Raw genomic sequence first — 18,739 nt, 5'->3', positions numbered from 1 at the left:
CGGAATGACGAGGCGTTGCTCATGGCTCCCGCAACATGCTGGCGTTGATCGTCAGAATGGCAATTTGACAAACCGCGTGTTCCTATTTTGTTCTTGACACGTAACATGTTTTGTGCAAGTGTTCTGCCACCGTAGAAATCGGTATCCGTTCACCCGCTCCCTGAGCGGACAAGTCCGGTACTGACACACGGCTTTCTCCCCAACGCAGACCTCTGTCGGATGACGCGATGGCGTCATCGATGACGTGTCGCGTGCCATCAAGAACAGGACGTTGAAGCCATGACTCACTATTCGCAGCGATTGCGCCCGACGGGCGGAATAGCGGCATCGCAGGAGGAGCCTCACGATTGGCAGACCAGGGCGCTCAGGGCGCTCAACGAGTCGAGAAAGGCGGTCACCAACTGGAACGGAAGGATCGCACGGCCGGGAACGGGCGCGTCCCTCCTACCCGTCGTCGGACCCGCCTGGGAAGCGGCGGCCGACTTTCAGGACGGCGACTATGGTAGCGCCGCTTTCAACACCGCTATGGCCGTCGCCGACGCGCTACCCATTGGAGCGGTCCTCAAGGTCGGGCGGGTGATGAAGGTCCTGAAAGCGGCCAACAACGGCAGGCCTCTATCGTCCCTGACCGCCGCTCAATTGGCCAAGCTCTACACCAAGACCGGGCTGAAGAAAGCCGGCGAACATCTGCACCACACGATCCCCCTGGGCAAATGGGACCTTCTTCCGAAAGCAACGCGGTTTACGCCTGGCCTTATCCGGAACCATCCTGCGCTGCTCAAGGTCATGAGCCAGAGCAACCACCACTTGGCGCATGGCAACAACGGCGCCGGTCGCTTGCGTCAAGTCTGGCACGGTACGAACGAACTGGAAAAGGGTGTGGCGGCGGGTGTCGTCGGCAAGGGCGCTGACGGCGTGGAAGCCGTGACGGAAGAGCGCCAGCCCCCACCGCCTGCAGCGCGTCGTCGATAATCCCGACAAGGAGAGATCCGTCCTTCGCTATCAGGAATCCTCGCTGTTGATTTCGTTTCCGATATGTTCCAGTCTATGGCGATGTCATGAGGAGCATGCCATGATGACGTTGACCCGGCATATCGATGCGGATCTGGCCTATCCGGTGATGGCTTTTCGCACCACCGGCGACATCGAATATTTCGACGACGAGTGCTGGTTCACCGATTTTCAGGCATGGGTGTTGGACGGTGGCATTCTCATCGGCCTGGAACTGGTCGACAACGATGGCGAGCAATGGTTCGTGCGCGCCGTCGATGTCCATGAGCCGCCGCCGCTACGGTGGTGGCATATCGTGAGGCGCTTGCTTATCCCGACTTTCCGCGCCGACCTCTGGCTCGAAAAGGGTAGCCATGTCGCCTTCGACGTCGTCCGCCAGCGCGTTTGCGATCGATCGGTGATCGACTTCAGGGCGATGGGAGAAGACGATGAGCAGATCCGCGAACTGCTGGATAGTCTTGCGGACACCCAGACTAACGGGGACATATCCCATATCCTCGGGCTAGCAGACTGGGGTGGCTTCCACCCCTGACCGGGTCGGCAGCAGAGGCCCGATCGAACTCCTTTGTCCGCGACATGTTTCTTCTTTTGTTCTTATCGATGATCCTGTATCGATAAGAACAAAGGAGAAACATCATGAGTCTTCTGCGGTCTGTCGACAGTGACGAAATCCTTCTCCATCGCCTGTTCTTCGCGCTGAAGCCAAGCGCGGAGGCGGTGGCCGAGATCGCGGATGTGCGCGGGGGGATCGGGGTGGCGCGGAGCCATGTGCTCGACCACCGGCTCCACCTCACCCTCTGGTCGCTCGACTTGCCGATGACCCCCACCCGGGGCCTCGTCGATGCGCTGTGCGCCGCCGCCGCCCGGGTGCGCGGGCCGGCACTGCGGATCGCGATGAACGAGCTGGTCGGCAACGGCCATGTCACCTGCCTGACGCCGGGCGAGCCGATGCCGGTGCTCAAGACCTTCCAGCGGAAGCTCCAGCTCGCCGTCGCCGACGCCGGCATCTGGCCCAATCGCGGCTTCCGCTTCGAACCCCATGTCACGCTGGCCTATGGGCAGGAGACCGGCCAACGCCGCGCGATCCTGCCGATCAGCTGGCGGGCGCATGAGTTCTCGCTGGTCCACAGCCTCGTCGGGCTGACCGAGCATGTCGACCTCGGCCGCTGGGTGCTGGAGGGGTAGACCGTTCCACGCTCGTTTTGCGGCCGATGCGGCTTGTGTTTCGCGTCGAGACGATGGAACTTCCCTTGGCGTTTAGAGGAAAACCGAGATGGCGCTCGTCAGCTCAAACGATATCGCGTTCGAATTCCCTGTCCAGATTATCGAGGGCGACGGCGAGCGCTGGACATGTCGCAAGCTGAACGATCTTACGCGCGTCATTCCGGCCCGGGCAAAGAGGGGTGCGTATTCCGACATGCAAATCATCGATGCTTCGCAGCGTCGATGGATCGTCCGGTCGTTTCGGAAGATCGAGAGAATTGAATATTCGGAGCTAACAGGCTTCGCGCTGCCCAATTGGCGTGTGGAATATATGCTCGAAGAGCTTCCACCTGTTCCGCCAAGAGTTCGGCCCGCTTGTCGTCCCCGCAAGAGTCGAACGCCATTACCGCTTCGTGACCGAAAGCCATCGAGCGTCGGAAAGACGATCAAGGCGTCGGAGACGGATTTCATATTTCCGCTGGCCGGGTTCACGGACAAGGAAGGCGCGCTGCTCTTCGATAGCCTCGCGGGTTTGACGCATTGTCCTCCGGACCATGTTCGCCGCGAAACGCTGATCGGAATGGAGTTGGTCGACAACCATGAGCGGCGATGGATTGTCCGGTCACTCATTCTCGCTCGTCCGCTCGCGAAAAAGCGCTGGTGGCAGTTGTTCACGCCTGCCGCGGAGTTCGATCTCGAGCTCGAGGAAATCGATCCGATCGGCTTGGCAGAGTTTAAATCCCGTCTCATCGCCGACTGGGAACCCGATTCTCCGGACGAGGGGGATGCGATCTGGGCGGCGCCCGACCTGGCGACGATGATGAAGGACACTTACAGACAGGCGACGAGCCTGTTCTGATCTAGCCAATGTTCCCATTTTGTTCTTGACACGGAACATGTTTCGTGCAAGGGTCGGCATGCCTTGAACGAATGCTTCGGTCACCCGCGCGGCTAGCGGACAAGTCCGGCACGAGCAGGCGCCCCCAATCCAACAGTCGGTGACGCGGTTCGCAGATGCTTGTCTGCGCGGCGATCCCGCGCACCGTTCCTCAACGGAGCAATCGACGATGAGCTTGCCACCCCGGCAGCCGCGGCCCCTGGCGGCCGCCGGCGCGCCTCGCAATCCGGCCGCCCGGCCGACACCACCCAACATGAGTTTCGAACAGCGCGTGCAACACGCGCTCGACATGTCACGCGCCAATATCCCCGATATTCCCGACCCCGGCTATTATGCCAACGTTCCCGTCGTCGGTAGCGCCTGGCAAGCGGCCGCCGATCTCCAGGACGGGGACTATGCCGGTGCCGCGTTCAACACGGCCATGCTCGCGGCCGAGATCTCGCCCTTCGCGCCAATAGCAAGGGTCGTGAAACTGACCAGAGCGGTGAACAAGATGAGGAAGGCGCGGCTTCTCGCCAGTTCGAGTACGCAGCTTAGCCGGATCAGGAAGATCGAACAAAAGGCCAGAAATCTGGCGGGCAATACCGAAGAGTTCGTGATCCACCATGTTTACCCCATGAAGGGAGCGGCTCCGACGTCCCGCGAAGCCCGGCGCATCGAGGGGCTGTGGCGCAACCATCCGGCCAACATGAAAATACTGCCGAAGCATATTCATGAGGGCGTCCACAACGGCTTCGGGAACCCCGTCACGGACCCGGTGTTGAAGCTTTGGCACGGAACCAACGATCTGCATAAGACCTCAGCGGCCTTCACCGGCGCCGCCGCGGCGGACGTCGCGCAGAATGTAAGCCAGCCGAGGCGTACGCCGCAGCGCTGAAGCCGCGCGCGGAGACGGTCGCCGAGATAGCGGACATGGTCGAAGGGGTAGCGTGGCGGGGCGCCACCAAGGTTCCCCGCCATCGCCTCCGTCCGGAGGTAGAGCGGGCGACGGGTGTGGCGGCGCGTGCGGGGGATGCTGTTCAGCCGCCGCGCGCCGCGCTACACCGGTTGCGTCGCATCGGTGACGATCAGGTCGGGGGACCAACATGTTGAACAGGCGCAGCCTGCTGGCCGCCGTGCCGGGATTGTTGCTCGCGGGCAGGGCGTCGATCGCCCGCGCCGGCGACGCGGGGATAGCCGCGCAGGCTGGTTTCCAGGCGGCGCTCGCGCCCTTCTGGGACCAGCTCGCCATGCTGCCCAGCATCCGCGAGCCCGCGCGCGAGGCGCCGTCGGACGGCATCTGCTACATGTTCACCAACAAGGACTGCGCGGTCTGCCAGGTCGTCCACCAGCAATTCCCCGACGGCTTCCGCAAACTCGAGATGCGCTACGTCGTCTATCCCTGGCCGGGCGAGCCCTATCGCGAGCTCAACTATCTCTACCGGCCCGAGACGACCCTGGCCGAGTATCGCGCCTATATGGACCGCAGGCTGAACGCGACCGTGCCGTCGGACAGCGGCGCCCAGGTCGACCTCGTCATGGCGGTGGCCGCCGACATGGCGGCGCAGCTCGTCGAGGGGGGAGGCTTCGGCACCCCCTTCTTCTTCCACGCGGTCGAGGGCGCGACGCCGGGCCGGCTGTTGTTCAGCGCCGGCGACATCGTCGCGATGGGGCCGCTGCTCGATCGGGCGGCCTGAGCCCACCCTTCCGGCCGTCATCGCGGCGGAGGCCGGGATCTCGGGAGAGTGGAGACGCGCGCGAGGCGGGAGCCGCCGAGATCCGACCTCCGCCGGAATGACGCATGCGAGGCGATGCGGCGGCGGCGGCCCAGCCGGTCGCGCTAGGCGCTCATGCTTACGCCCCCGCCCGCCCGGTCGGAACCACCTCGCCCTCGTCCTCGCCGTCCCAATAATGGACGCGCTCGGCGCGGACGTGGATCATGACCAGGCCGGGGGTCGCGATGCCGTCGGGGAACCAGCGGTCGAGGTCCTTGCTCCAATGCTCCTCGAAGCGGTCGCCGTCGCGGACGATGTCGGCGCGGCCCTCGACCGCGACGAAGAAGGGGCGCAGCCCGAGCAACCCGCTCTTGCCCTGGAAGCTCAGGCCCATCCTGGGCTCGGCGCGGATGTCGGCGACCATCAGCGTGTCTTCATAGGTGAAATAATAGCTGTCGCCGTCATAATCGACCTCGCGGTTGTTGCTCATCGGCCGCGCGCCGATCGCGCCGCCCGCGGTCCGGGTCGACAACATCGCGAAATCGATGTCGCGCATCTTCTCGGCCAGTTCGGCCAAGGTCCGTTCGCCCGTCCGTCCGTTCATGGCAGCTCTCCTCACATTGGGGAGGGGGAACGCGGACGGCGCGCGATCGCTCCGCTCGTTACGCGGCCGACGCCGGGGCCGGGATCGCGGCCGTGCTCCACGGGCAATGCACCCGCCAGCCGAGCGCCGTGTAGAGCGCGCGCCCGTCGGTGGTGGCGGTCAGCACCTGGCGGGAGGCGGATGCGCGGCGGGTGCCCTGGAGGGCGAGCATCAGCGCGCGGCCGAGCCCCAGCCGGCGGTGCGGCGCTTCGGTCGCGATCCGGTCGTAGATGAAGATCCCGTCGCGCTCGGCGGCATGGCCGCTGGCCGCGGTGCCGCCGTCGGCGGCGACGATCCGCGCGAAAGCCCGGTCGCCGTCGCGCTCGAGCAGCAGCCGGTAGCCGCGCGGCAGGTCGGGCAGGTCGCCGCCGCCGAAGCCGCCCGCACAGGTCATGACATGGGCGAGCGGCTCCAGCCGCCAGCGCGGCGGCAGCAGTGCCGCCAGCTCGGCATGGGTACCCGCGAGCTTGAGCAGCACCAGCGGCTCGTCGATGGCGGCGCCCAGCGCGACCAGCCCGGGGCAGGCGGCGGGAAAGACATGGCGGCGCGTCTCGCCCGGCAGGCCGGTGTCGACCCGCCAGCCGCCGCGATCGGACACCGGCGCGGGCAGGCCGCGCACCGCCGACCGCGCCGCGAGCCAGCCCGCGATCAGCCCGGCGTCGACCGCGGCCATGGCGGGCTCATGCCGCGGCCTCGACCGGCGGCAGCGCCCAGTCGATCGGCGGCAGACCATGGTCGGCGAGGAAGGCGTTGGCCTTGGAGAAATGCCGGCAGCCGAAGAAGCCGGCATGCGCCGACAGCGGCGAGGGGTGCGGCGCCTTCAGCACCAGGTGGCGTCCGCCCCTGTCGGTCGAATCGACGAAGGCCGCCTTCTTCTGCGCGTAGCTGCCCCACAGCATGAAGACCACGGGATCGGGCTTGGCGTTGACGAGGCGGATGATCGCGTCGGTGAACGTCTCCCACCCCCGGTCGCGGTGCGAGGCGGCCATGCCCATCTCGACCGTCAGCACCGAATTGAGCAGCAGCACCCCCTGCCGCGCCCAATGTTCGAGGAAGCCGTGTCCCGGCCGGGCGATGCCGAGGTCTGCGTGCAGTTCCTTGTAGATGTTGACGAGGCTGGGCGGCGGCCGGACGCCGGGGCGGACGCTGAAGCACAGTCCGTGCGCCTGGCCGAGCCCATGATAGGGATCCTGGCCGAGGATCACGACCCGGACCTTGTCGAGCGGGGTGAGGTCGAGCGCGCGGAACCATTCGCCGGCGGCGGGGAAGATGCGCTTGCCGCCGGTCCGCTCGCTCGTGAGAAACGCCTTGAGCGCGGCCATGTAGGGCGCCGCGAACTCGTCGGCGAGCGGTGTCTTCCAACTGTCGTGGAGCTTAATCTCGGCCATGCCGGCTGTGTGCCGCAGGACGCCGCCTTCTTCAATCCTCCCCGCTTCGGCGAGGAGGATCGGGAAAGGTCATATAAGCAGGCGTTCGATCGCCTGGGCGAGGGCGACGTAGAGCTTGCCCATGTCGGACGACAGCACCGTCATCGCCAGCGCGCCGCCGTCGCGGCTCGCCAGCACCCGGCGGAGCAGCGTCTCGAAATCGTGGATATAGCGGTTCACATGCTCGCGGAACGCGGGATCGCCATCGTAGAGCTGCGCGATGCCGTTCGCCTCGTCGCGCTTGAGCAGGCGCACGGCGGAGCGGGTGAAGGCGCCGTGGTCGCCGTGGAGATAGGCCTTCCAGGCGCCGTCGGGGACGTCGTGCGACAGCAGCTTGGTGACGTCGACCGCCGCCGAGTTGAGATGCTCGATCAGGATCGCGACCTCGCGGCTGACCGTCTCCTGCGACACGCTGTCATGCCGGGTCTCGGCCTCGGCGACCCGCTTCTCCATCGAGGCGGCGGCCTCGGTGATCGACAGCATCTGGGTCAGCAGCCGCTCGCTCGCCATGTTGGCGGCGACGACGGCGGCCTCGGCGGTGTCGGAGATCAGGTGGATGCGCTGGGTGATCTGGTCGCCGAAGGCGCGCTCGATCGCCTCGGCGCCGCTGCGCGCCAGCTTCTCGCTAGCGTCGGGGATGATCGATTCGAGCGCCGCGCGGGCGCCGCGCGCGGCCTCGGACGCGGTCTCGCGCACCTTGAGGATCGCGTCGACCAGCCGCCCGCCCGACAGTTCGGAGAGCGAGCGCATGTTGGCCTCGCTCTCGGCGATCAGCCGGCCCAGTTCGTTCGAATGGTCGCGCAGGGCCTCGAGCCGGGCATTGGCCTCCTCGGCGAAGGCGTCGGACAGCTCGCGCTGGCGTTCGAGCAGTGCATCGCCCTCGGCGGCGATGCCGGCCATGCGGCGCGCGGCAAGGTCGCCGAGCCCGGCGATCGCGTCGCGCTGCCGGTCGATCATCATGTCGGCCGAGCCGAGCCGGTCGGTGGCGCGCTCGACCGTCTGGCTGAGCTGCTCGGCCTGGGCGGTGATCGCGCGCATCGTCGCGTCGCCGCGCGCCGCCTCGCTCTCCACCTTGTGCATCACCTGGGGCAGGTCGCGCTCGACATTGCCGATGATCGAATCGAAGGCGATCCGCAGCGCGTTGGCGCGGTCGGTCAGGGTGCGCGCGCCCGCCAGGCTGTTGGTCACCGCCTGGCCGAGGCCGTCGACATGCTCGCTCAGCGTGACAACCAGTTCGGCGAGGTCGGCGGTCTGCTCGGTGCCGGTCGCGCCCAGCGCCTCGAAGCGGCTTTCGATCGCGCCCAGCGCATGTTCGAGATTGGCGAACAGGCGGCGCGCATCCTCGTCCTGCTGGACGAGCTGCTGCGACAGCGCGTTGGCGAGGCCGCCCATGTCGGTCAGCCGCTGCGCGATAGCGGCGGCGGCCGCAGTGCCGGCTTCGTCCAGCGCGGCGCGGCCATGGTCGATCATCGCGGCCATCGCCTCGCGTTGCGCGTCGAGGCCGGTGCGGGTCTGCTCGATCGCGAGCGCGGTCTTGTCGAGCGTCGCGTCGATTGCGTGGCCGAGCGCGGAGGTGGTCTCCTCGATCGTCCGGGTGGTGCGCTCGGTGCGGGTCTCGATCCGGCCGATCTGGGTCGCGAGCCGGCCCGACGCGGCACCGATCATCTCGTCCGCCTCATGGCTGCGCGCGACGATCGCCGACAGCGCGTCGGACAGGCCCTGGGCATGATCGCGGGCGGTGCCGCCGATCGAGCCGATCCGGTCGGACACTTCCCTGACCATGTCGAGCGAGCGGGGAAGGTCGAGCATCAGTCCGCTCATGTCCGAACGGGCGACCCCGGCGGCATTGTGGAGCAGTTCGGTCTGGCGCGCGAGCAGGTCGGTCTCGTCGCGCATGTCCATGCTGATCTGCTGCAGCTTCTCGGCGGCGCGGTTGCCCTCGTCGAGGAGGACACTGGTGTGGCTGCCCAGGTCGGCGCGGCGGTCGTCGAGCGCGGCGGTCACGCGGGCGACCGCCTCTTCCAGCCGGCGGGCTTCCAGCCGCATCGACAGCGCCGTCTCGCCGAAGCGCGCCGCCTCGCGCCGCGCGCCGCGCTGAAGCAGGATGTAGAGGATGCCGAGCAGTGCGAGCGGTCCGCTGGCCAGCGCGATGCTGTTGGCGATCGCGGGAAGGTCGGGCGAGGTCGGCACCACGCCGCCCACCAGGAAGCCGATCCAGCCCGCGCCGAGGAGGCCCAGCAGTACCCCGATCGCGACGTCGCCGAGGCGCCGCGGCGGCAGCGTCGCTGTGGCGTCCAGAGCGGGATGGTGGGGCTCGCCCAGCAGCAGCTCGCCGCCGGACCTGTCCTCGGGGGTGGACGGGGATGGCTCGCCGGTCGCGGCCGCAGCCCGAACGGCGTCCGCCTCGGCCGCGTTTGCGGCCCGCCAGCGATCCAGCGGATGCGGTGCCTTCCCCATGCGCTCTCCATCTACAGGAATCGCGAGTCGAGCGATAGCCTCGACTAACCGAATCTTCACTCTTCCCGTCTCCTATGCGGGGATGAGCATCGCCCCCGGAATTCTCGATAGCATGCTGGCCGAATCGGTCGGCGGAGACGGCAAGCTCGTCGCCGAACTGCGCGCGCTGTTCCTCGCCTCGGCAACCCGGCATGTCGCGGCGATGTCGCAGGCCCCGGGGGTCGCGGCCTGGCGCGACGAGGCGCTGAAGCTGCAGGGCCTGGCCGCCAGCTTCGACCTGGTCGACCTGATGGCGGTGGCCGCCCGCGCCGCCGATGCGGGGCCCGATCCGCTGCTGCTCGACGCGGTCGCCGACGCGCTGGCCGACTGCCGCTGACAGGCCGCCCGACCGGGTCGACCCGAATCCGCACAGTTTCCGCGCCATATCGCTTTGCAGAATCGCGCGACTGCTTCTATCCCGGCGGCTTGCCGACGGGGGACCGCTCATTGCCGCTCGCAGCATTGATTGCCGCGCAGGACCAGACGGATATCGGCGACGGGCTGCGCGCCACGCTGCCGCTCGCCGGCCGCACGCTGATCGAGCATCAGGCGGGGCTGGCGACTGCGGCCGGGGCGGCACATATCGTCGTGCTGGTCGAACGCGTGCCGGCGGTGCTCGCCCAGGCGATCGACCGGTTGCGGCGGCAGGGCGCGCGGATCGAGATAGCGCGCAGCGTCGCCGACGCGATCGATCGCTTCCACCCCGCCGAGCGGATCATGCTGGTCGCCGACGGCGCGGTCGCCGCGCAGGGCGCGATCGACGCGCTGGCTGACGAGGCGGGCGTCGCGCTGCTCGCGCTGCCCGACACACAGGATTATGCCGCGTTCGAGCGGATCGACGCGGCCGAGCGCTGGGCCGGCTATGCGCTGATGGACAAGGCGACGCTCGAGGCGACCGCGCGGATGCTCGGCGACTGGGACCTGAGCTCGACCCTGCTGCGCCGGCTGGTGCAGGCCGACGCGGTGCGGATCGACGCGCTCGACCCCAGCGGCGAGCGGCCGCTGCCGCCCCCGGTGCTCGCGATCGGCCCCGCGGCGATCGGGCCGATCGAGGCGGGGCTGATGCGCCGCGCCGATCCGGGCGAGGGCAACTGGGTCGAGCTCCATCTCCACCGGCTGGTCGCGGCGCCGCTGATCGGGCCGCTGATCGCGCGCCAGATCGACCAGCGGCTCGTCGCCTATGCCGCGGTAGGGATCGCCTGGCTTGCCGCGCTGCTGGCCGGTTGCAAGCTGTTCTGGGGCGCCGCGCTGCTGCTGCCGATCGGGGCGGCGACGGCATCGGCGGCGCAGCGCATGACGCGGATCTGGGGCGGCGTCGCCGAACCGGCCGCGCTGACCGCGCTGGCCCGCCACGCGGCGGCGCTCGCGGTGCTCGTGCTTCTCACCCGGCTTCTCGCGGCCGAGGGCGGCTGGGGCTGGTGGCTTGTCGCGGCGCTGCTGCCGGCCGCGCTGGCCGGCGCGGCTGCGCTCGACGTGGTCGTCGCCGCGATCCGCCCGGTGCCGGCGCCGCGCTGGCTGGCGAGCGGCGATGCGCTGGTCTGGGTCGCACCCCTGCTCGCGGTGCTGGGCGGCTGGCGCTGGATGCTGGCCGCGCTCACCGTCTATGCCGTACTATCCTTTCTCGAAAGGTTTCTTACGGCATGGAAGAGCGCTCGTATTTGTGACATTTGAGGGCTTAGCTTCGATTTAACGACATCTCGATATGAACGAAGCATGATGGGGCTGGACGACGAACGGCAGGAAATGGGGAAGGCTGCGTCGGCGCGCTGGCTGACCGATGCCGCGCGCGCCCTGGACAGTGCCGAAAATCGGGTCGGCCGGGCCGCGATCGACCTGTTTCGCGACGGCGCCCCCGACCTCTCCGACCAGCATCGCGCCCAGGTCGCCCAGCTGATGCGGGCGCTGATCGGCGCCATCGAGGACGACCTGCGCATCCGCCTGATCGAGTCGCTGGCGGACGAGCCGCGTCCCGAACTGCTCGCCGCCCTGGGATCGACGACGACGCCCATCGCGCAGCCGTTGCTCGAACGGACCGGGCTGCTGCGCGAGGCGGATCTGGTCGCGGCGATACTGCGCCGCGTCGACGAGCACCGCCTCGCGCTGGCTCTGGGCCGCGATTCGCCCTATCATGTCGCCGATCTGGCCCAGCGGCTGCTCGACCTTGGCGATGGCGAGATCGCCGAGGCGACCATGGCGTTGCTCGTCGCCGAAAGCCGCCGCTACGATCCGTTCGGCGATCCGGCACTGGCGCGCACCGATCTTCCACCGGGCCCGCATCGCAAGCTGCTCTGGGCGGTGGCCGCGGCGCTGCGCCATTATCTGATCCGCCACCACGCCATGCCCGACAGCCAGGCCGACCTGCTGCTCGCCGGCGCGGTGCGCGGGCTGCTCGTCGACCATGACGATGCGGACACGCTCGATGGCCGTGCCGACGCGCTCGCCGGGCTGTTGTGGCAGGCCGGGCTGATCGACGACAAGCTGCTCGCCGACGCGCTGGAGGAAGGCTGGCTGGCGCTGTTCACTGCCGCCATCGCGCGCCGCGCCGGGATCGATTCGGCCGGGGTCTGGTCGATGGTCACCGACATGTCGGGGATGATGCTGGGTACCGTCCTGCGCGCGATCGATTGCGGGCGCGAGGCCGCGGTGACGATGCTGTGGCGGATCGGCTCGGCCGAGGGCATCGACGAGGAGGTTCTCGTCGCGCGTGCCGACGCCTTTGATGCGCTTGGCCAGCGCGAGGCGGCCGAAGCGGTGCTGATCTGGCGGCTCGACCCCAATTATCGCCGCGCGGTGATCGAGATCGGCGAAGGCGGCCGGCGGCGATGAACGCGCCCCACAGCGTCCGCCCCGTGATCGGGAGGGTCGACGGACGGGGGCGGCTGATCGAGGCCGATCCGCCGCTGTCCCGTCTGCACGAGCGGGCGGGCGGGGTGGCGGGCGGCCCGCTTGCCGTCCCGCAGCTCTCCTCGGTCGCGCGGCTGGCGCGGCGGCTCGGGATCGCCCTGTCGCGCCGGGTGATCGCGGCGCAGGGCGACCAGGATGTCGAGCTGTGGGTGCGGGCGCGGCCCGACGGAACCGGTGCCGAACTGGCGATCACCGGCTGGCAGGAGACGCCGGCGATCCAGCCCCCGGCCACGCTGGAAGCGCTGCGCTGGCGCGACTTCAGCCGCGCGACCGCCGACTGGATCGTCGAGACCGACGCGATGCTGCGCATCACCCACCCGCCGTCGAACCTGCCGGGCGCGGTCGGCCAGCCGGTCGAGGCGCTGTTCGCACTCAGCCCGGTCGAGGAGGGCGTGTCGAGCATCGTCGCCGCGGCGCGGACAGCCGACCGCTTCGAGGATCACGACGCCGTCTTCCGGCTCGGCGCGGGCATCGCCGTGCATGTCGCGGGCGTGCCGCTGCTCGGCGAGACCGAGGGCTTCGCCGGCTACCAGCTGCTGGTCAGCCGCCGCGCGCCGCACGCGGCACCGTCGTTCCGCCTGCCCGATCCCGCCCCGCTCGAGGAGGCGTTCGGCAACCAGCTCAGCCAGGCGATGCGCGAGCCGCTCGACCGGATCATCGCCCATGCCGACAACATCTCGGGGCGCGGCGATGGACCGGTGCGGCGCGACTATGCCGCTTATGCCGAGGATATCGCCGGGGCGGGCCGCCACCTGCTCGCATTGGTCGACGACCTCGTCGACCTTCAGACGATCGAGCGCGCCGATTTCCGGCCTGAGGTCGACCTGGTCGATCTGGTCGAGACCGCCCAGCGCGCCGCCGCCCTGCTCGCGGTGCGCGCGGCCGGCGCGGGGGTGACGATCGAAGGCCCGCTGCCGGGCCAGCCGGTGATGGCGTTCGGCGACGTGCGCCGCATCCTGCAGGTGCTGATCAACCTGCTGAGCAACGCGATCCGTCATTCGCCGCCCGGGGGCCGCGTCTGGATCCGTTGCGAGCGCGAGGGCGACATCGCCGCGGCGATCGTCGCCGATGCGGGCGAGGGCATTGGGGAGGGCGACCAGGACCGCATCTTCGAACGGTTCGAGCGGCTCGGCCTGCGCGACGGCACGGGCAGCGGCCTCGGCCTCTACATCTCCCGCCGCCTCGCCCGCGCGATGGGCGGCGACCTCGGCGTCGATAGCGCGCCGGGGCAGGGCGCCCGCTTCGTGCTGACCTTGCCGGCGGGGCAGTAGCGGAAAACCGTTATCCCGGGAGAGGAGAGGCGGACACAGAAAAAGGCCGGAGCTTTCGCCCCGGCCTGCTTCAGTCTTCGATGGGATCGGATCAGCGCTGGCTGACCGGCACGTAATCGCGGTTCGCCGCGCCGGTGTAGAGCTGGCGCGGGCGGCCGATCTTCTGCTCGGGGTCCGAGATCATCTCGTTCCACTGCGCGACCCAGCCGACGGTACGGGCGAGCGCGAAGAGGACGGTGAACATCGTCGTCGGGAAGCCGATCGCCGACAGGATCACGCCCGAATAGAAATCGACGTTCGGATAGAGCTTCTTGTCGATGAAATACTGGTCCTTGAGCGCGATCTGCTCGAGCTCGCGGGCGGTGTCGAGCACCGGGTCGTTGATCCCCAGCTTGTCGAGCACCTCGGTCGCGGCCTTACCGAGCACCTTCGCGCGCGGGTCGAAATTCTTGTAGACGCGGTGGCCGAAGCCCATCAGGCGGAAGGGATCGTCCTTGTTCTTGGCGCGGGCGATATATTCCGGGATGCGGTCGGGCGTGCCGATCTCGCGCAGCATGTTGAGCGCGGCCTCGTTGGCGCCGCCATGCGCCGGGCCCCACAGGCAGGCGATGCCGGCCGCGATGCAGGCGAACGGGTTGGCGCCCGACGAACCGGCGAGGCGGACCGTCGAGGTTGAGGCGTTCTGCTCATGGTCGGCGTGGAGGATGAAGATCTTGTCCATCGCCGATTCGATCACCGGATCGATCTCATATTCCTCGGCCGGAACGCCGAAGGTCATGCGCAGGAAGTTGCCGGTGTAGCTGAGGTCGTTCTTCGGATAGAGGAAGGGCTGCCCGACCGAATATTTATAGGCCATCGCCGCGATCGTCGGCATCTTGGCGATCAGCCGGTGCGAGGCGATCATCCGCTGTTTGGGATCGTTGATGTCGGTCGAGTCGTGGTAGAAGGCCGACAGCGCGCCGACGACGCCGCACATGATCGCCATCGGGTGCGCATCGCGGCGGAAGCCGCGATAGAAGGTCGCCAGCTGCTCGTGCAGCATGGTGTGGCGGCTGATCGTGTAGGTGAAGTCCTCCAGCTCCTTGGCGCTCGGCAATTGGCCGTTGAGCAGCAGGTAGGAGACCTCCATGAAGCTCGACTGCTCGGCGAGCTGGTCGATCGGATAGCCGCGGTGGAGCAGGACGCCCTCGTCGCCGTCGATATAGGTGATCGCCGACTGGCACGATGCGGTCGAGGTGAAGCCCGGGTCATAGGTGAAGGCGCCGGTCGCGGCGTACAGCTTGCGGATGTCGACGACATCGGGGCCGACCGTTCCCGACAGGACCGGATATTCGGACGTCTTGCCGCCGAGTTCCAGTTTCACGTTATCCGCCATGTTCCAATCTCCTGTCGTTGGCCCCTAGCCGCGAGCGGCAGTCCCGGTTCAATCCTTGCGCCCGATCACCCCAACTGATCGTCGAGCCGCCCCAGACTCTCCTCACGGCCGAGGAGGGCCAGGACATCGAAGATGCCGGGGGACGTGGTGCGGCCGGTGAGCGCGGCCCGAAGCGGTTGCGCCACCTTGCCGAGGCCGATCCCCCCGCGTTCCGCCACCGACCGGACCGCCGCCTCGAGAGCGGGCGCCGACCAGTCGTCAGCAGCGGCAAGCGCCTCGCGAGCCTCGGCCAGCAACGCCTTGCCGGGTCCGTCTAGCAGCGATGCGGCCTTCTCGTCCATATCGAGCGGGCGGGTGCGAAACAGAAAGCTCGCACCTTCGGTCAACTCGTTGATATCCTTCGCTCTTACCTTCAGGAAAGGGATGCTGCGAAGCAGAAGGTCATGATCGTTCGAATCGAACTCCCGGCCCGCCTGCGCCGCGACTCCGGGGGCGATAAGCTCGGCCAGCCGGGCGTCGTCGGCCTCGCGCATATAATGGCCGTTGAGATTCTCCAGCTTCTTGAAATCGAAGCGCGAGGGCGAACGGCCGACCCCGGCCAGATCGAACCACTCGACCGCCTGCTCGCGGCTGATGATCTCGTCGTCGCCATGGCCCCAGCCGAGCCGCAGCAGATAATTGTTCACCGCCTCGGGCAGGAAGCCGAGCGCGTCGCGATAGGCATCGACGCCCAGCGCGCCGTGCCGCTTCGACAGCTTGGCGCCGTCGGCCCCGTGAATCAGAGGGATATGCGCGTAGACCGGCTCGGCCCATCCCATCGCCCGGATCAGGGCGAGCTGGCGGAAGGCGTTGTTGAGATGGTCGTCGCCGCGGATGACATGGGTGACGCCCATGTCGTTGTCGTCGACCACGACCGCGAGCATGTAGGTCGGCGTCCCGTCCGAGCGGAGCAGGATCATGTCGTCCAGCTCGGCATTCTGGACCGTCACCAGGCCCTGGACCTGGTCGTCGATCGTCACCTCGCCCTCGCGCGGGGCCTTCAGCCGGATGACGAAGGGCGCGCCTTCGGGCGCCTCGGAGGGATCGCGGTCGCGCCAGCGGCCGTCATAGCGCAGCGGCTGCCTGGCGGCGCGCTGCTGCTCGCGCAGCTCGGCCAGCTCCTCCGGCGTCGCGTAGCAGCGATAGGCATGGCCCTTGGCCAGCAGTTCGCGGGCGACCTCGGCATGGCGTTCGGCGCGGGCGAACTGGTAGACGACCTCGCCATCCCAGTCGAGATCAAGCCAGGTCATGCCGTCGAGGATCGCCTCGATCGCCGCGTCGGTCGAGCGGGCGCGGTCGGTATCCTCGATGCGGAGCAGGAACTGGCCGCCATGGTGGCGCGCGAACAGCCAGTTGAACAGCGCGGTGCGGGCACCGCCAATATGGAGGAAGCCCGTCGGCGACGGCGCGAAACGGGTGACGACTGTCTGCTTTTCCATGCTTGCGCCCACGCGCGCTTTCTCCAAGATCGGGTCCGATGGCCTGCGATGTCGATGCGCCCCGTAAAGCATTTTCCTGCCGGGTCAAATTGACGCACGGGCCGATGGGCCTGAATCGAGGGGGGCGATCGCTGCCATGCTGAAAGCCGGGCTTTTCGGGACGGTGTTTCCTGTCTGGCCCGCCGGCCGCCTGCCCCGCCCCGGCGCGCTCGCCGCGCGACTCGAAGCCTGGCTGGAGGCGGAGCGCGACCAGCTGGCGCTGTGGCTGCCGGTCGCCCTCGGCGGCGGGATCGCGCTGTGGCTGGCGCTGCCGGGTCGCGACAGCTGGCTGGCGGCGCTGGCCGGACTCGCCGGGCTCGCTCTGTGCGGGGCGGCGATCGGGACCGGGCGGCGGGCGGGACGGATGCTGCTCGTCGGCGGGCTCGCGGCGTTTGCCGGGCTGGTGCTGGTCTGGACGCGCGCCGACTGGGTGGCGGCGCCGCGTATCGACCGGCCTGTCGTGGCCGGGGTCGCGGGCCGCATCGAGGCGGTCGAGCGGATGCCGGCGCGCGCGCTGACCCGGCTGACGATCGCCCCCGATCCGGGCTTGTCGATGCCGCACCGCATCCGGTTGAACGTCGACCAGGCCGACCTCGAGGGCCCGGTCGCGGCGGGCGGGCGGATCGCGGTGCGCGCCCGGCTGATGCCGCCCGCACCGCCGGCGGTGCCCGGCGCCTATGATTTCGCGCGTGCCGCCTGGTTCCTGGGGATCGGCGCCACCGGCAAGGCGCTCGATCCGCCCCGCATCGAGCCGGCGGGGGGCGAGCGCGGCCTGCTCGCCTGGCTGGCCGACCGGCGCGCCCGGCTGTCGGAGCATATCGAGGCGCGGGTGACCGGGGCCAGCGCCGGGGGCATCGCCGCCTCGCTCGCGACGGGCGACCAGGGCGCGATCGCCGAGGAGGATGCCGAGGCGTTGCGCCGCTCGGGCCTCGCCCACCTCCTGTCGGTGTCGGGACTCCATGTCTCGGCGGTGGTCGGGGGCGTGCTGCTGCTCACCCTGCGGCTGCTGGCGCTCAGCCCCGCGCTCGCCCTGCGCGCGCCGCTGCTCCTGATCGCGGCGGGGGCGGGGGCGCTGGCCGGTATCGTCTATACATTATTGTCGGGCGCGCAGGTTCCGACGATCCGCTCCTGCGTCGCCGCGCTGCTGGTGCTCGCCGGGATCGCGATGGGACGCGAGGCGATCACCCTGCGGCTGGTCGCGACCGGAGCCCTGATCGTGCTGCTGTTCTGGCCCGAAGCGCTGGCAGGACCGAGCTTTCAGCTCAGCTTCGCGGCGGTGACCGCGCTGGTCGCGACGCTCGATCATCCGCGCGTCGCCGCCTTCGCCGCCCGCCGCGAAGAGGGGGCCGCGATACGCTTCGGCCGCGGCCTCGCGGTGCTGCTGCTGACGGGCCTGGTGATCGAGGCCGCGCTGGCGCCGATCGCGCTGTTCCACTTTCACAAATCGGGGCTCTACGGGGCGCTCGCCAATATCGTGGCGATCCCGCTGACCACCTTCGTGATCATGCCGTTCGAGGCGCTGGGGCTGTTGCTCGATACCGTCGGGATCGGCGCGCCCGCCTGGTGGCTGGTGTCGCAGGGGCTCGCGCTGCTGCTCTGGATCGCGCACACCGTCGCGGCAGCCCCGGGCGCGGTCACGATGCTGCCGACCATGGCCTGGGGTGCCTTCGCGCTGATGGTGGCGGGCGGGTTGTGGCTGGCGCTGTGGCGGACGCGGGCGCGGCGCTGGGGGCTGCTGCCGCTCGCGGCGGGGGCGGTCTGGACGCTGCTGTCGCCGACCCCCGAACTGTTGGTGACAGGCGATGGCCGCCATGTCGCCTTCGTTCTGGGCGACGGGCGGGTGGCGCTGCTGCGCGATCGCGCGGGCGACTATGTCCGCGGGATGCTGGGCGAGGCGGCGGGCGTCGACGGCGACGCGCTGCCGGTCGACGCGCTGATGCAGGCGCGCTGCTCGGCCGACCTATGCATCACCGATATGCGGCGGGATGGGCGGCGCTGGCGGATCCTGGCGACGCGAAGCCCCTATCGGCTTGACTGGAACCGGCTGGCGCGGGCCTGCGCGAGCGCCGACATCGCGATCAGCGAGCGGCGCCTGCCGCGTGGCTGTACCCCCCGCTGGCTGAAGATCGATCGCCCGCTGCTGGCCCGGACCGGCGGGCTCGCCATCGACCTCGATCGCGGAACGGTGACGAGCGTCGCGGAAGCGGTCGGCCGCCATCCCTGGTCGACCTTCCGGGAGTGAAGGCAGGCGGTGGCCGAGATCCGCACTGCGCGCCTGCTGCAGCGCCCCGCCGTGCCCG

Annotated in this window: 17 protein-coding genes; 11 read left to right on the top strand and 6 right to left on the bottom strand. The window is 69.0% G+C overall.

The genetic code is table 11. The annotated features are described in order from the left end of the window. Window positions 1-279 precede the first annotated feature (279 nt). From ASE22_RS15850 to ASE22_RS15825, 6 genes are all read left to right on the top strand, one after another. Window positions 280-972, top strand: coding sequence for a hypothetical protein (locus tag ASE22_RS15850; protein ID WP_056361710.1), 693 nt, complete (start codon window positions 280-282; stop codon window positions 970-972). Window positions 973-1,072: 100 nt separating this feature from the next. Further along, window positions 1,073-1,543: a hypothetical protein gene (locus tag ASE22_RS15845; protein WP_056361708.1), complete on the top strand. Its 471-nt coding sequence runs from the start codon at window positions 1,073-1,075 to the stop codon at window positions 1,541-1,543. Window positions 1,544-1,647: 104 nt separating this feature from the next. Beyond that, window positions 1,648-2,196 (top strand): 2'-5' RNA ligase family protein, encoded by a 549-nt coding sequence (locus ASE22_RS15840; RefSeq protein ID WP_056361705.1) that lies wholly within the window; start codon window positions 1,648-1,650, stop codon window positions 2,194-2,196. Between the two features lie 88 nt (window positions 2,197-2,284). Beyond that, window positions 2,285-3,073 carry a hypothetical protein gene (locus ASE22_RS15835; protein ID WP_056361701.1) on the top strand — a complete coding sequence of 263 codons (789 nt, stop codon included), beginning with the start codon at window positions 2,285-2,287 and terminating at the stop codon, window positions 3,071-3,073. Between the two features lie 292 nt (window positions 3,074-3,365). Beyond that, window positions 3,366-3,989, top strand: a complete 624-nt coding sequence (locus tag ASE22_RS15830; protein ID WP_056361698.1) for a hypothetical protein — start codon at window positions 3,366-3,368, stop codon at window positions 3,987-3,989. 208 nt (window positions 3,990-4,197) lie between these two features. Continuing rightward, the gene (locus ASE22_RS15825) at window positions 4,198-4,788 is read left to right on the top strand and encodes a permease (protein WP_235536448.1); all 591 of its coding nucleotides are present in this window, start codon (window positions 4,198-4,200) and stop codon (window positions 4,786-4,788) included. Window positions 4,789-4,945: 157 nt separating this feature from the next. On the opposite strand, the gene ASE22_RS15820 is transcribed toward ASE22_RS15825, so the two are convergent. The 4 genes from ASE22_RS15820 to ASE22_RS15805 form a co-directional block, all read right to left on the bottom strand. Further along, complete coding sequence (locus tag ASE22_RS15820) at window positions 4,946-5,410, bottom strand: pyridoxamine 5'-phosphate oxidase family protein (protein ID WP_056361696.1); 465 nt, start codon at window positions 5,408-5,410, stop codon at window positions 4,946-4,948. A gap of 58 nt (window positions 5,411-5,468) precedes the next feature. Further along, window positions 5,469-6,122, bottom strand: coding sequence for a GNAT family N-acetyltransferase (locus ASE22_RS15815; protein ID WP_056361692.1), 654 nt, complete (start codon window positions 6,120-6,122; stop codon window positions 5,469-5,471). A gap of 7 nt (window positions 6,123-6,129) precedes the next feature. After that, window positions 6,130-6,837, bottom strand: coding sequence for a uracil-DNA glycosylase (ung, locus tag ASE22_RS15810; RefSeq protein ID WP_056361690.1), 708 nt, complete (start codon window positions 6,835-6,837; stop codon window positions 6,130-6,132). 69 nt (window positions 6,838-6,906) lie between these two features. Further along, entirely contained in the window at window positions 6,907-9,333 is a 2,427-nt protein-coding gene (locus ASE22_RS15805; protein ID WP_056361687.1) for a hypothetical protein, read from the bottom strand. A 112-nt stretch (window positions 9,334-9,445) separates the two neighbouring features. Between ASE22_RS15805 and ASE22_RS15800 the strand changes: the two genes are divergently transcribed. From ASE22_RS15800 to ASE22_RS15785, 4 genes are all read left to right on the top strand, one after another. Further along, window positions 9,446-9,709 (top strand): hypothetical protein, encoded by a 264-nt coding sequence (locus ASE22_RS15800; RefSeq protein WP_235538170.1) that lies wholly within the window; start codon window positions 9,446-9,448, stop codon window positions 9,707-9,709. Between the two features lie 125 nt (window positions 9,710-9,834). Further along, window positions 9,835-11,043: a hypothetical protein gene (locus ASE22_RS15795; RefSeq protein ID WP_056361680.1), complete on the top strand. Its 1,209-nt coding sequence runs from the start codon at window positions 9,835-9,837 to the stop codon at window positions 11,041-11,043. A 42-nt stretch (window positions 11,044-11,085) separates the two neighbouring features. Next, window positions 11,086-12,198 (top strand): DUF2336 domain-containing protein, encoded by a 1,113-nt coding sequence (locus ASE22_RS15790; RefSeq protein WP_056361678.1) that lies wholly within the window; start codon window positions 11,086-11,088, stop codon window positions 12,196-12,198. Next, window positions 12,195-13,547, top strand: a complete 1,353-nt coding sequence (locus ASE22_RS15785; RefSeq protein WP_056361673.1) for a sensor histidine kinase — start codon at window positions 12,195-12,197, stop codon at window positions 13,545-13,547. The genes ASE22_RS15790 and ASE22_RS15785 overlap by 4 nt, the downstream gene beginning before the upstream one ends. 91 nt (window positions 13,548-13,638) lie before the next feature. Here the strand turns inward: ASE22_RS15785 and ASE22_RS15780 are convergent, their stop codons facing one another. Continuing rightward, complete coding sequence (locus ASE22_RS15780) at window positions 13,639-14,922, bottom strand: citrate synthase (protein WP_056361672.1); 1,284 nt, start codon at window positions 14,920-14,922, stop codon at window positions 13,639-13,641. A gap of 65 nt (window positions 14,923-14,987) precedes the next feature. After that, window positions 14,988-16,400, bottom strand: a complete 1,413-nt coding sequence (gene gltX, locus ASE22_RS15775) for a glutamate--tRNA ligase (RefSeq protein ID WP_056361669.1) — start codon at window positions 16,398-16,400, stop codon at window positions 14,988-14,990. Between the two features lie 136 nt (window positions 16,401-16,536). Here gltX and ASE22_RS15770 point away from each other — a divergent pair, with 136 nt between their 5' ends. Next, entirely contained in the window at window positions 16,537-18,681 is a 2,145-nt protein-coding gene (locus ASE22_RS15770) for a ComEC/Rec2 family competence protein (RefSeq protein ID WP_082545354.1), read from the top strand. The last annotated feature ends 58 nt before the right edge of the window (window positions 18,682-18,739 follow it).

It is taken from the genome of Sphingomonas sp. Root720, from assembly GCF_001428605.1.
Lineage (GTDB): Bacteria > Pseudomonadota > Alphaproteobacteria > Sphingomonadales > Sphingomonadaceae > Rhizorhabdus.
This window is presented reverse-complemented; position numbering and strand designations above follow the sequence as displayed.